Source organism: Acinetobacter parvus DSM 16617 = CIP 108168 (assembly GCF_000368025.1).
Taxonomy (GTDB): domain Bacteria; phylum Pseudomonadota; class Gammaproteobacteria; order Pseudomonadales; family Moraxellaceae; genus Acinetobacter; species Acinetobacter parvus.
Window position 1 is genome coordinate 798,187 of sequence record NZ_KB849212.1, and the last position, 12,247, is coordinate 810,433.

A 12,247-nucleotide genomic window follows, 5' to 3' on the forward strand; every position below is an offset into this window, starting at 1 on the left:
CACATTATTTCTTTTGTGTTGGAACAATATCCAGATATTGCCAATTGGTACTCATAATCGGATGTGCCTTAAAGCCCTGAATTTCAGGCTGAATGACCCAGTTACGGTTACGGGTATCCTGTAGCACCCACGGATTGTCCGCTTCAATTTGTCGGCTCATTTTTTCATAAAACGGCATACGTTGATCAGGCGGTAATTTCATTGCATTTTGATAGAGCGCATCATAGGCTACGGATTGATAACAGGATAAATTGCCTCGACCAACATTCGCCCCATAAAGTAGTTGAGCAAAATTTTCTCCCTCTGGATAATCGGCGTGCCACGCACCGCCCCACATCATATATTTACATTGAAAAGCAGCCTTGAGGTTGTCAGCAAAATTACTGACCTTAAAATCTGCCCGAATCCCAATCGCATCCAGCCCCTTTTTCCACAGTTCTGAATAAATCACAGAAGACGAACTACTTTCAGTATTAATTTTAAGGGTTAAAGGCTTGCCATTTGGGAACGTGCGATAACCATCTGCCGCCTTTTTATAGCCAAAATGATCCAGCAACTTATTCGCCAAGACAGGGTTATAACCAATGCTACTGCGATAATCTGGATTATGACCATTGACGCCAGCAGGCACCAGCATTTCAGCCTTAACCGCCTGCCCTTTACGCAGAATACGAATATACTCATTCATATTCAATGACATGGCAATCGCCCGTCTTAATGCAATTTTATCCAGACTACTGCCACCCACCACAGGATCACGCATGTTAAACATGGTGTAGGTGACTTCTGCTTCCTTATTGGCATACAGGCGAATGCCCTTTTTCTGCATCTCCGCATTCAGTTGATTGTTTTGGTCTAAGGCTTTGGCAATAGCATTAGCCGTTAAGCTATCAAAATCAAGTTGTTTGGACTGAAATGCCAGCCAGCGTGATTGTTCTTCTTCAATAATACTGACCGTCACTTTGCCAATTTGTGGCATGTGTTTACCACTCATTTGCTTGACCAGTTGATTATCCCAAGCCGTGCCTGTGGATTTAAAATTCCAGATAAAACCACGATAATCAGGATTGGCGACCAGCTCGATTTTACTGCGAGGAACATATTTACCCAGCATATAAGGCCCTGTGCCGACAGGGTGCATACCGATACGATCTTTATAGTATTCAACTACTTCCCGAGCCGTTGCGCCAAAGGTGCTATAGGCAAGAATATAGGGGAAATTATAATCAGGCTGGGTGAGGGTAAATTGAATGGTATATTTGTCGAGGGCTTTTACTCCCTCAATCGGTGCATCGTAATCAAATTTTCCTGTCTTGTTGGCTTGCTCCACCAGTGCATTTGCACCAAGCAATTTATTGTCAATAAAGGAAAAAGATGGCGCATGATTCTTTGGATCAAGAATACGCTTTACCGCATAGACATAATCCTCAGCGACCAGTTCCCGTCGCTTGCCTTTAAATGCAGGATCATCGGTAAAGTAGATGCCTGGCTTGATTTTAAAGGTGTAGACCTGTCCATTTTTTTTGATCACTGGCAAGCTCTGAGCTGTTGCAGGCACTAGCTTGACTGGATTTGCCAAGTAATCATATTGAAGCAATCTTTCAAAAATTACATCAGCAATATTACCACTATAAAAATTGGAGGTTTTCACCATATCAAAACCATCATCAGGTGCAGGAAACGCCACCCGCAGCACCTTGTCAGCTTGGGCAGGAGTCTTTGCATGGCTGACTGGCATCCCTGTAATCATGACCGCAATTAAGGCGACCTTTAAAAATTGAGGCTTCAATGTAATGCTCATATCCTGATTTTTAATCCATATCCAGCTTTTCGCCAGTATTCAGGTGTATTGATGAATTTGCTTTTATGGACTCCATCATTCTATATTTTTGCAAAAGAATCAATGAATTAATATTTTCAACATTTGATTAAAATATGATATTGTTTTATAATAAGTTTTTATTTCATTAATCATTGTCAGAATTAAAACTTTTCCAATTCAATCCATTCTGCTTCAGGAAAATGCTTTGCCAAATAAGCTTTTAAATAATCTGCGGTATCTTTCGAAATAAGCGGATCTTTCGACTCATCCTTTAAGTTATATACCAAAGCATGCAAACTCAAACCACGATGTTTTAAAGCCTCCAGACTCAATAAAGTATGATTAATACTACCCAAACGTCCAGAAGTGACCAGAATCACAGGAAATTGATGTTCAGCAATATAATCAATAGTCAACAACTCTGTGGTTAAAGGCACCATCAAACCGCCCGCACCCTCTAACAATACTACATCAAAACGCTGAGCAAGCTCTTTAGTTGCAGCTTCGATCTTGGCAAAATCTAACTCACGCCCATCCAAACGTGTAGCTAAATGTGGCGAGGCAGGATAGCTAAAAATTTCAGGCATGGTCAATTTTTCATGATCTTCCTGAAACCAGCCACTGCCCATAATTTCACGATGCTTTTCAATATCTTCTGAACTATCTACATTCCCAGTTTGTACCAACTTCTGGGTGATAACACGCTGCCCTTGTTCAGTCCAAAGTTTGGCGAGATAACCAGTGGCATAAGTTTTCCCAATTTCTGTATCAATACCGCTGACAAAATAAATTGCTGCACTCATGCTATTCTCCGTGCAATCACATAAATCGGATGATAAGTCAGACGGAAACCTTGCTCATCATGAAACTGTTGATAATCTGAATAAAACTGCTGTAACGATTGCTTGGTCCAGCGATGCGATTTTGCTGTTGCAGTCACCCCCGTCGCTTTTAAATGCTGCAATACAGATTTTGGATGATCAAAATATAGATGTTTTTGCTCTTCTTCTATAAACACAATCTCAAAGCCACTTTCTTCAAGTTTCTGTTTCAGTACTTCACTGGAATAATAATTTAAGCCTTGCCCAGTCAGCTTTTTGATTTCAATTAAATTATTTTCACCAAATGTAGAGAAACCCAAATAGCCTTTCGGTTTTAAAGCATCATGAATTCGGTGCAATAACTTAGGTAGATCAGTCATCCACTGTAATGCTGAACTAGAAATCACTGCATCTAAGGACTGTGGTAAAGTCAGCTGTTCAATATCTCCGATCAACCAAGCTATATTTTGAATCGTTGAAAAATGCTGTTCAACATCAGCATATAAATCATTTAAGAATAGCTGTTCAAACTGAAAATGAGTCTGAAATAAATGCGTTAGATTGCCTGAACCACAGCCAATCTCAAGCACAGAGGCTAAGTTCTGCGGACAATACACTTTAAGATATTCAAATAACTGTGCACTAATCTGTTTCTGTACCACAGCATGTTCGACATAGCTTTGCCCTGCTTTGGCAAAACGTTGGGCAACCAGTGCTTTATCGATGCTCACAAACACTCCACTAGTTGTTGCAGTTCATTTTTTTGCACCAAAGCGGTGAGCGAGATACGAAGACGTGAGCTATTTTGTGGCACCGTTGGTGGGCGTACTGGCATGGCATAAAAGCCTTGTTGTTGTACATAGCGTGCTTTTTCAATGGCCGCTTGGCTTTCACCCAAGATAATTGGAATGATATGACTGCTGGATGGACTCGAAAAACCTTTTGCAATCACCGCTTGCTGTAAATATTGACTGATCTCAGCCAAGTGCTGACGCTGTTGCTGCATGTTCAGCACTTTATTAAAAATAAAATCTGACCATGCCATCGAGATTGGAGGCAAAGCAGTACTAAAAATCAGTGGGCGCATTTTATTGATTAGATAATCACGCATGATTGAATCACAAATGATATAGCCGCCCACAGAAGCAATTGCCTTACCAAAGGTTCCAACCAAGAAATCAATCTGATCCAATACGCCATATTGTTCAGCACAGCCCAGACCTTGCCCCCCCCTGACACCGATCGCATGTGCTTCATCAACATACAACATGGTTTTAGCAAATCGCTGTTTTAACTGTGCCAATGCTGCTAGATCAGTCTCATCACCATCCATACTAAAGATACTTTCAGTCACCACAATAATGCGTTCAATTTGCTCATCTTGATGATACTTTTGCAATAATTGTTCCAGATGCTGCAAATCATTATGACGATAACGCACATATTGAGCATTCGATAATCGAATGCCATCAATCATACTAGCATGCACCAGTTTATCGGCAAGAATAATAGTTTTGCTATCCGCTAATGCAGGCAAAATACCGATATTCATGTGATAGCCACTATTGAAAAGCAATGCAGCACGACCGAAAGTCTTGCTTAGGCTATTTTCAAATTGTTCATATTCTGCAAAATTACCCGTGAGCAAGCGTGACGAAGATGAACTAAAGAGCGCCCGTTCAATTTTCAGCGTATCGAGAAATTCTTCTCTTAAACTTAAATCAGCGGCCAAGCCTAAATAATCATTGGATGCTAGGTTCAACATGGTTCGATCTTGGATGGTAATCCATTTTCCCTGCTGTTGATTTGCAGTAAATTGACGAAAATTACCTTGCTGTTTAAGCTGGTCAAGCTGCTCGGCATAATGATCAAGCAAGGACATTGCTATGCGCTCCTTGCATATTTTTTACCACTTCACTCATCTGTGCTAATAAATAATGGAGTTCCTCATCTGTGATCACATACGGCGGCATCACATAGACCAATTTTCCAAATGGTCGCACCCAAATACCCCGTTCAACGAACTGTTGCTGCAAGGTTTTCATATCAACACTAGAGGTTAATTCAACCACTCCAATCGCACCTAATACACGTACATCTGCAACATGATCAAGTTCTACTAAATCACTTAATTGCTCAACAAGGATCTTTTCAATACGTTGAATATTGCTCTGCCAATCTTGCTCAACCAATAATTGGGTACTTCTTAAAGCAACAGCACAAGCCAATGGATTCGCCATAAAGGTTGGGCCATGCATAAATACGCCTGCTTCGCCACGACTAATGGTTTCAGCCACTTGTTTAGTCGTTAATGTTGCAGACAAAGTCATATAACCACCTGTTAAGCCTTTACCAATACACATGATGTCTGGCTCAACTTGCGCATGTTCCCAAGCAAACATTTTACCTGTACGTCCAAAACCTGTCGCAATCTCATCAAAGATCAGCAATAAATTGTATTGCTTACATAAAGCTTTGGCCTGACGTAAATATTCAGGATGATAAAAACGCATCCCACCTGCACCCTGAACAATTGGCTCGATAATCAATGCGGCAATACTCTGATGATGCTGTTCGATCTGCTGTTTGAGCTCTTGAATATCTTGTGGATCCCATTCACCATCGAAGCGACTTTGTGGCGCGGGTACAAAGATTCGATTCGGTAAACTACTGCCAAAAATCTGATGCATTCCTGTGACAGGATCACACACAGACATCGCATTCCAAGTATCACCATGATAGCCAGAACGTGTAGTAATAAAATTGGTTTTCTCAGGTTGATTCAATGCAGCCCAATACTGCACTGCCATTTTTAAAGCCACTTCAACTGAAACCGAACCTGAGTCAGCATAGAAAATTTTATCTAAACTCGGCGGCGTAATTTTTAATAATAATTTGCCCAATCCAATTGCAGGTTCATGGGTTAGACCACCGAACATGATATGCGCCATGCTCTGCAATTGATCTGTAACCGCTTGGTTCAGTTCAGGATGGTTATAGCCATGAATCGCACACCACCATGACGACATGCCATCAACCAAAGTTCGACCATCTTCTAATTCAATTCTTGCACCGTAAGCACGTTTGACTTTAAAGCTTGGTAGTGGATTTAACATTGAAGTATAGGGATGCCATATATGTTCTAAATCAAATGGGTCTGTCATCCTTTACCTCTGTAAATTCAATATTTAACGATGTGCTCTACAGTGTCATTCCGAGTACTCACCCAATTTCAGGATAAGCCTTCAGCTGTACTTACTTTTCAAAGATGAAAAGTAAGCAAAAATCTTTTGTTAGGCTGATGGCACATCCTTGATGCCACAGCCTAACGGCGACATCCATGTCGCCTCCACGATAGCGAATATTAAAAGTAAATTTCAATAATGATTAGAACGTTCAATAAATCTCAACAGCTTTTTATCTTAAACTTGTCAAAATCTAAAATAAATTGCGATAACTTTCATTCCACCGCAAGATTAAACAATCGGCTGAATAAAATCTTCAATTATTTGCACAGTCTGCTCAACCATAAAACATGGAAAACCATGTGATGCTTGATCAAAAGAAATTATAGACAGGTTCTTTGTAGCTAAATTCTGGATATTTCGCATAATCTGGTAAGGAATTAATGCATCACTCTCTGCGAACACATGCAACTGTCTACCTTGATAATTTTTATACATCTCAACCAGATTTAATTGCTCTAGCAACTTTAAACCTTGTCTAAGCAATGCAATCGGTTGTGGACGAATCAATCTCTGCATAGCCACGAAGTCTTTTTTTGCCGAACTTGTACCTTGACAGACCAATAAGCCAAAACGTTTTAAGGTGGTAATCGCATCCTGTTCAAATGACTGTTTAAATGCAAAGAAAGTTTCAATTGGCATCGCGGTGGTCCAATCTGCTTGAGCCACAAAACATGGATTCGACGCTAAAGTGATTAAAGCTTTCTGCTCATTGTATTGTTGTTGGATTTGATTAACCAGTAAGGTTGCCAGTTGTCCGCCAAGCGACCACCCAACAATCACATCAAAATTACGTGCAAACTCAACTTGTTGTCCTAACACTTCATTATCCAAAGCATTAAAAATATTAATTCGCTCAACGCTATGTCCGTTTTGTTCTAAAGCCTCATGTAAAGGTTTTAATAATTCGGCACCACCGCCCCATCCAGTAATGAGTAGAATCTTTTTAGACAAATGCATCCCTTTACACTGATCAACTACTTTGTATAAAACATCGCATAGATTGGTTATTTTTTCTAGCTGACACGATTCAATTTGCTAAAATATGCGCTATTATTCCAACGATACTTTGAGATCACAATGATGAATACGATAACGTCCAAAGTTCTTATTTTATGCAGTTCTCTTGTTTTGCTCAGTACACCAAGCCTAACCACAGCACAAAGCACATTATTCTCCAAACAAGATACCGCTCAAAAGCAATGGGTGGGACAATCCGCGCCTGATTTCAAGTTGCAAGACCAGAAAGGTCAATGGCATACCCTCAGCCAATATAAAGGCAAATGGATTGTGCTATATTTCTACCCAAAAGATAACACCGCTGGATGTACTCAAGAAGCGAATCAATTTAAATCACTTTATCCTCAATTCTTAAAGTCGAATGCAGTAATTTTGGGTGTGAGCTTGGATGATGTTACATCACACCAAAAATTTTCACAAAAGCTCGGTTTGCCTTTCCCAATTTTGGCAGATGAAAAAGGCGAACTTGCTGGAAAATTTGGCATTGTTAGAAACCTTGGGATTACAAAAATTGCTAAACGTGAGAGTTTTTTGATTAATCCTCAAGGTGCAATTATGTATCACTACACGAGTGTGAATACGCAAACGCATGCGGATCAAGTATTAAAAGATTTAAAAGAAGCCCAAACTAAAAAATAATTCATAAATAAAAAACTCAGCATCTGCTGAGTTTTTTATTTATTCGTAAATCTTAAATTTGCGATTGAATATAATTTTGCAAACCAATTAATTCAATTAAACGCAATTGTTTTTCTAACCAATAGGTATGATCTTCTTCTGTGTCCGAAAGCTGCTGACGCAACATATCACGACTGATGTAATCACCTTTATCTTCACAAAGCTTAATGCCTGTCGCTAGTTTTTCACGCACATGGTATTCAAGTGCTAAATCAGCTTTTAAACAACTTACGACATCTGTACCCACATTGATGTCTTCACGATTCATATTAGGTTGAGCACCCAAAAATAAAACACGGCGAATGATTGAATCAGCATGTGAAGCTTCTTCTTGCATTTCATGGTCAATACGCTCGTAAATCTTGCTCAAGCCCCAATCTTCATACATACGGGAATGGATTAAATATTGATCACGAGCAGCCAATTCACCGCCAATGAGCATATTTAAATAGTCGATGACTTCTGGATTGCCACGCATAATACTTACTCCTATCGAATGACAACATTATGGTCAATTTACACAATAATTGCAAAACCAAAAGTGTGTAAGTTTATGATTTTTATAAAATTAAAATGAGAAACATACGCATTTACAGTTTTAATTCGCTCAATTTATCTAATTAAAATAAGCCTTTGCACATTGGGCATAGCTTCACAACTCAATGAATTTAATCAAAATCCTTTATTTAGTTTTTTGTAACGGTTAGCAATGCTTCTTATTCCACTGCAATTTTGATCAAAAAACATTAAAAAATGACTGCTCGGCTGTTGTTTGTTTACACAAAATTCGGTAAATAACATCAATCACAAAAACACAATGCGGAAATAACAATGGATAAAAGTAAACCAATCTTGGTCACGGGTGCTACGGGTTATATTGCGGGCTGGATTATTGAACGACTGTTGAATCAGGGTTACAACGTACATGCTACGGTTCGAGATCCATCTAAGAAAAATAAAATTCAGCACCTGTATGATCTAGCAGATAAATCATCAGGACAAATTCAGTTTTTTAAAGCCGATTTACTTGAATCTGGTTCTTTTGATGAAGCCATGCAAGGCTGTGAAATCGTGATCCATACCGCCTCGCCTTTTGTTGTGACCAACTATAAGGATGCAGTAAAAGATATCATTGAGCCTGCGGTAAAAGGAACAGAAAATGTACTGGACAGTGTCAATCGCACTGAATCAGTCAAACGTGTGGTGCTGACCTCAAGTATTGCCTCAACTTATGGCGATGCGGTGGAGATTCAAAATACCGCGAATAATGAGTTTGATGAAAGCCACTGGAACAATACCAGCAGTGAAACCCATCAACCATACCCCTACTCGAAAGTTGCCGCAGAACGTAAAGCCTGGGAAATGGCAGAGCAACAAAATCGCTGGAGTCTTGTCTGTATCAACCCTGCACTGGTGATGGGACCATCACTCACTGATGCAAGTCAGTCTGGCAGTATTGAAGTACTACAACAGTTTGGCAATGGTACCACTCTGTTTGGTGTACCACCAATGTGGAACGGCATTGTTGATGTTCGTGACGTTGCCGATGCACATGTTGCTGCGGCACTCAATCCTAAAGCACAAGGTCGCTATATCATTTGTGGTGGCACATTAAGCCTACTAGAAATGGGCCAGGCATTAACGAAAAAGTTTGGCTACAGATACCCTTTCCCACATTTTACTGTGCCTAAGACAGCATTTTCTTTAGTTGCACCCATATTTGGGCATTCCCGTCAATTTGTAAAACTGAATATGGGTTATCCAATCTACTTTAATTCACAACGTAGTGTGAATGAGCTAGGTATTCAATATCACGATATTCGTGAAAGTGTATGTGAACATTTCCAGCAATTGCTTGATGATGGGATTGTGAAAAAATATATTTAACAATAAAAAGCCTATTCAACCACATCGGTTTGAATAGGCTTTTTTCTTATACTTTCAAGTATTAATCATCAAAATAATCACTATAAATTTCACATAGTCCATCATGAAACCCCCAGCCAATATTATCTGTATCGTGACAAATTTTTGCTGCTCTTTGTTGAAATTGACTTTCTACATTGAGCTGCTTCATCCATTTCATTGCCTGAGCAAACATTGACTCCATGCTATTATAAAATGGCTCATTGATATCACCATACATGTTGGTAAATTTTACTCCAATTTCAACATAATAGATTGCAAGATCAACTAGATGTATATTTAATCCATTGAGTTTTTTAAAGTCCATAACCGCTTTTCGTGCGACAGATAACCTTGCATCGCCAAATCCATGTTTGGGCAAAAATTCATCCTGAATTATTTTTTTATATTTAGAGAGTACGTCATTTGCCCCCTCTGCACTTATCTGTGAATCATAAAAATCTCTGACTACTGAGAACTGTTGATATAGTTTAACAATTTCTTGAAGCAATTCTTTTTCAGATTTTGTGACTAGATGGGCTTTCAATGCTTTAATACTCATTCAACACCTCCGTACTGCGCCAAGAAATCCAGAAACTCTTGTTCATTCATCACCCGAATGTGCAGTTTCTGCGCTTTATCCAACTTGCTTCCTGCTTTCTCACCAGCCACCACACATTTGGTTTTACTGGAAACACTACCACTGACACGTGCACCCAAAGCTTGTAACTTTTGTGTCGCCTCATCACGCCCCATACTTTCCAGTGTACCTGTCACTACCCAGCTTTCACCATTCAATGGTTGACGTGTTGGAGCTGTCGGTGCATCCCAATGAATTCCTGCTGCCAATAAACGATCGAGTACTTCAATGTTATGTGGTGCTTGGAAAAAGTCAGCAATCCATTCTGCTGTAATATCACCGACATCTGGCGTTTTCTTAAGTGCTTCAACATCGGCAGCTTTCAACGCATCCAAAGTTTGGAAAGTATTGGCTAACATGCGTGCTGTAGTTTCACCTACACCACGAATACCTAAGCCATAAATAAAACGTGCCAAGGTAGTTTTCTTGCTCGCTTCGATGGCATCAATCAAGTTCTGAACGGATTTTTCACCCATTTTCTCGATGGTCAATAAGGTGTCACGATGTTCATGTAAATGGTAAATATCAGCCACATCTTTAAGTAAATCGAGATGCAGAAGTGACTCTACCCAACGATCACCCAAGCCCTCAATATCCAAGGCTTTACGCGAAACAAAGTGACGAATGGCTTCAATCCGTTGTGCTGCACAATACAGGCCACCTGAACAACGTGCCAAGGCCTCACCTTCTGGCATCACTACAGGTGATTCACAGACTGGACAATTCGTCGGAAGATTTACCATCTCCGTATCGGCAGGTCGGAACTCAACCCAAACTTTCTCAACTTTTGGAATCACATCGCCAGTACGGTAGACACTAACGGTATCGCCAATACGCACATCTAAACGATGGATTTCACCAATATTGTGTAAGGTCACATTAGATACCGTTACACCACCAACAAAGACAGGTGTTAAACGCGCGACAGGAGTAAGCGTACCAGTACGTCCCACTTGCCAGTCAATATTTTCGACTTTGGTCAGTGCCGCTTGTGCGGGGAATTTATAAGCGATTGCCCAGCGTGGTTCACGACTTAAAAAGCCCAATTGTTGTTGCTGTTTAAGACTGTCGACCTTAATCACCATACCATCAATTTCAACTTTAAGATCTGGACGTTCTTGTTGGATTTGTTCATAGCGTTGCTGTACCTCCTCAATCGAGGCACAGAGAAATTGACGTTCTGCGATTTCAAAACCAAATTTGGTTAACCAGTGCAGGCTGTCATGCATGGTCTCAAGGCCATGATTGGGCTGACATTGCGCAATACCATAAGCATAGAACGCCAATGGACGTGAAGCTGCAATGTTTGGATCAAGTTGGCGCAAACTTCCTGCTGCTGCATTCCGTGGATTGGCAAAGGTCTTATCGCCTTTGGCTTCCTGATCTGCATTGAGTTTTTCAAAGCCTTGCTTTGGCATCAATACTTCACCACGAACTTCCAGAAACTCTGGAATGGCTTGATGCTGACTTGATAATACTTTCGGCAAATTTCGAATGGTTTTAACATTCTGGGTAATATCCTCGCCTGTCTCACCATCACCACGGGTCACGCCACGAACTAAGACACCATTTTCATACCACAGTGAAATCGCTAAGCCATCGAGTTTAAGTTCAACGTCATACTGGACTTTTTGATTGGGTAAACGTTCATCAATACGACGGGCAAAGGCAAACAGATCTTCCTGATTAAACACATTGCCCAATGACAACATTGGCACTGCATGGGTCACGCTTGCAAATTTTGACAAAGCTTGACCACCAACTTTATTGGTCGGTGTATCCGCCTGAATGCATTCTGGATATTGTTGTTCTAAGGCTTTCAGTTGATGAAATAAATGGTCATATTCACTATCAGAAATGCAAGGTTGATCCATTACATAATAAGCATGATTATGTTTTGCAATCAGTTGAATTAACTGACGCATTTGCTCAATAACTGAGTTGTGTTCCATTTAGATTTCACCATATAAAAGGGCGGAAAACCGCCCTATAACTTTTACTGAATTTATTATAAAAGATTGCTCTGTACACGACAAATTTCACAGAACCCTTATCCTATCAGGATTCTGCTTTCTTAAAATTGCCAAAATTTCCTTAAACTCTTCTTTTTTCCCAA

General features: G+C 40.1%; 11 protein-coding genes. 2 read left to right on the forward strand and 9 right to left on the reverse strand.

Annotated elements, in window-relative coordinates; translation table 11 throughout:
* Positions 1–4: 4 nt before the first annotated feature.
* The 6 genes from F988_RS10395 to F988_RS10420 all read right to left on the reverse strand — a co-directional run bounded on the left by F988_RS10395 (position 5) and on the right by F988_RS10420 (position 6,848).
* The gene (locus tag F988_RS10395) at positions 5–1,750 is read right to left on the reverse strand and encodes an ABC transporter substrate-binding protein (RefSeq protein WP_378251351.1); all 1,746 of its coding nucleotides are present in this window, start codon (positions 1,748–1,750) and stop codon (positions 5–7) included.
* A 233-nt stretch (positions 1,751–1,983) separates the two neighbouring features.
* Positions 1,984–2,625 (reverse strand): dethiobiotin synthase, encoded by a 642-nt coding sequence (gene bioD, locus F988_RS10400; protein WP_004682886.1) that lies wholly within the window; start codon positions 2,623–2,625, stop codon positions 1,984–1,986.
* Positions 2,622–3,374 carry a malonyl-ACP O-methyltransferase BioC gene (bioC, locus tag F988_RS10405; protein ID WP_004682887.1) on the reverse strand — a complete coding sequence of 251 codons (753 nt, stop codon included), beginning with the start codon at positions 3,372–3,374 and terminating at the stop codon, positions 2,622–2,624. Before bioC ends, bioD begins: the two co-directional genes overlap by 4 nt.
* Positions 3,371–4,525 (reverse strand): 8-amino-7-oxononanoate synthase, encoded by a 1,155-nt coding sequence (locus F988_RS10410; RefSeq protein WP_004682888.1) that lies wholly within the window; start codon positions 4,523–4,525, stop codon positions 3,371–3,373. The genes bioC and F988_RS10410 overlap by 4 nt, the downstream gene beginning before the upstream one ends.
* Positions 4,512–5,807, reverse strand: coding sequence for an adenosylmethionine--8-amino-7-oxononanoate transaminase (gene bioA, locus F988_RS10415; protein WP_004682889.1), 1,296 nt, complete (start codon positions 5,805–5,807; stop codon positions 4,512–4,514). Before bioA ends, F988_RS10410 begins: the two co-directional genes overlap by 14 nt.
* A gap of 312 nt (positions 5,808–6,119) precedes the next feature.
* On the reverse strand, positions 6,120–6,848 hold the full coding sequence (locus F988_RS10420; protein ID WP_004682891.1) for an alpha/beta hydrolase family protein: 729 nt from the start codon (positions 6,846–6,848) through the stop codon (positions 6,120–6,122).
* A 120-nt stretch (positions 6,849–6,968) separates the two neighbouring features.
* Here F988_RS10420 and F988_RS10425 point away from each other — a divergent pair, with 120 nt between their 5' ends.
* Positions 6,969–7,547 carry a peroxiredoxin gene (locus F988_RS10425; RefSeq protein ID WP_004682892.1) on the forward strand — a complete coding sequence of 193 codons (579 nt, stop codon included), beginning with the start codon at positions 6,969–6,971 and terminating at the stop codon, positions 7,545–7,547.
* A gap of 52 nt (positions 7,548–7,599) precedes the next feature.
* Here F988_RS10425 and ftn read toward each other — a convergent pair whose 3' ends face one another.
* A complete protein-coding gene (gene ftn / locus F988_RS10430) occupies positions 7,600–8,064 on the reverse strand; it encodes a heteropolymeric bacterioferritin subunit Ftn (protein ID WP_004663600.1) in 465 nt (154 codons plus the stop codon).
* A gap of 353 nt (positions 8,065–8,417) precedes the next feature.
* On the opposite strand from ftn, the gene F988_RS10435 reads away from it, so the two are divergent.
* Positions 8,418–9,473: an SDR family oxidoreductase gene (locus F988_RS10435; protein ID WP_004682893.1), complete on the forward strand. Its 1,056-nt coding sequence runs from the start codon at positions 8,418–8,420 to the stop codon at positions 9,471–9,473.
* A 61-nt stretch (positions 9,474–9,534) separates the two neighbouring features.
* On the opposite strand, the gene F988_RS10440 is transcribed toward F988_RS10435, so the two are convergent.
* Positions 9,535–10,053, reverse strand: coding sequence for a DUF6155 family protein (locus tag F988_RS10440; protein ID WP_004682894.1), 519 nt, complete (start codon positions 10,051–10,053; stop codon positions 9,535–9,537).
* A complete protein-coding gene (gene ligA / locus F988_RS10445) occupies positions 10,050–12,083 on the reverse strand; it encodes an NAD-dependent DNA ligase LigA (protein WP_004682896.1) in 2,034 nt (677 codons plus the stop codon). Before ligA ends, F988_RS10440 begins: the two co-directional genes overlap by 4 nt.
* Positions 12,084–12,247 lie beyond the last annotated feature (164 nt).

Coding starts and splice junctions, on each gene's coding strand:
- F988_RS10420 (WP_004682891.1), bottom strand. CDS start 6,848: ATGCATTTGTCTAAAAAGATTCTACTCATTACTGGATGGGGCGGTGGT.
- ftn (WP_004663600.1), bottom strand. CDS start 8,064: ATGCGTGGCAATCCAGAAGTCATCGACTATTTAAATATGCTCATTGGC.
- bioD (WP_004682886.1), bottom strand. CDS start 2,625: ATGAGTGCAGCAATTTATTTTGTCAGCGGTATTGATACAGAAATTGGG.
- bioA (WP_004682889.1), bottom strand. CDS start 5,807: ATGACAGACCCATTTGATTTAGAACATATATGGCATCCCTATACTTCA.
- F988_RS10395 (WP_378251351.1), bottom strand. CDS start 1,750: ATGATTACAGGGATGCCAGTCAGCCATGCAAAGACTCCTGCCCAAGCT.
- F988_RS10425 (WP_004682892.1), top strand. CDS start 6,969: ATGATGAATACGATAACGTCCAAAGTTCTTATTTTATGCAGTTCTCTT.
- F988_RS10440 (WP_004682894.1), bottom strand. CDS start 10,053: ATGAGTATTAAAGCATTGAAAGCCCATCTAGTCACAAAATCTGAAAAA.
- F988_RS10410 (WP_004682888.1), bottom strand. CDS start 4,525: ATGTCCTTGCTTGATCATTATGCCGAGCAGCTTGACCAGCTTAAACAG.
- F988_RS10435 (WP_004682893.1), top strand. CDS start 8,418: ATGGATAAAAGTAAACCAATCTTGGTCACGGGTGCTACGGGTTATATT.
- ligA (WP_004682896.1), bottom strand. CDS start 12,083: ATGGAACACAACTCAGTTATTGAGCAAATGCGTCAGTTAATTCAACTG.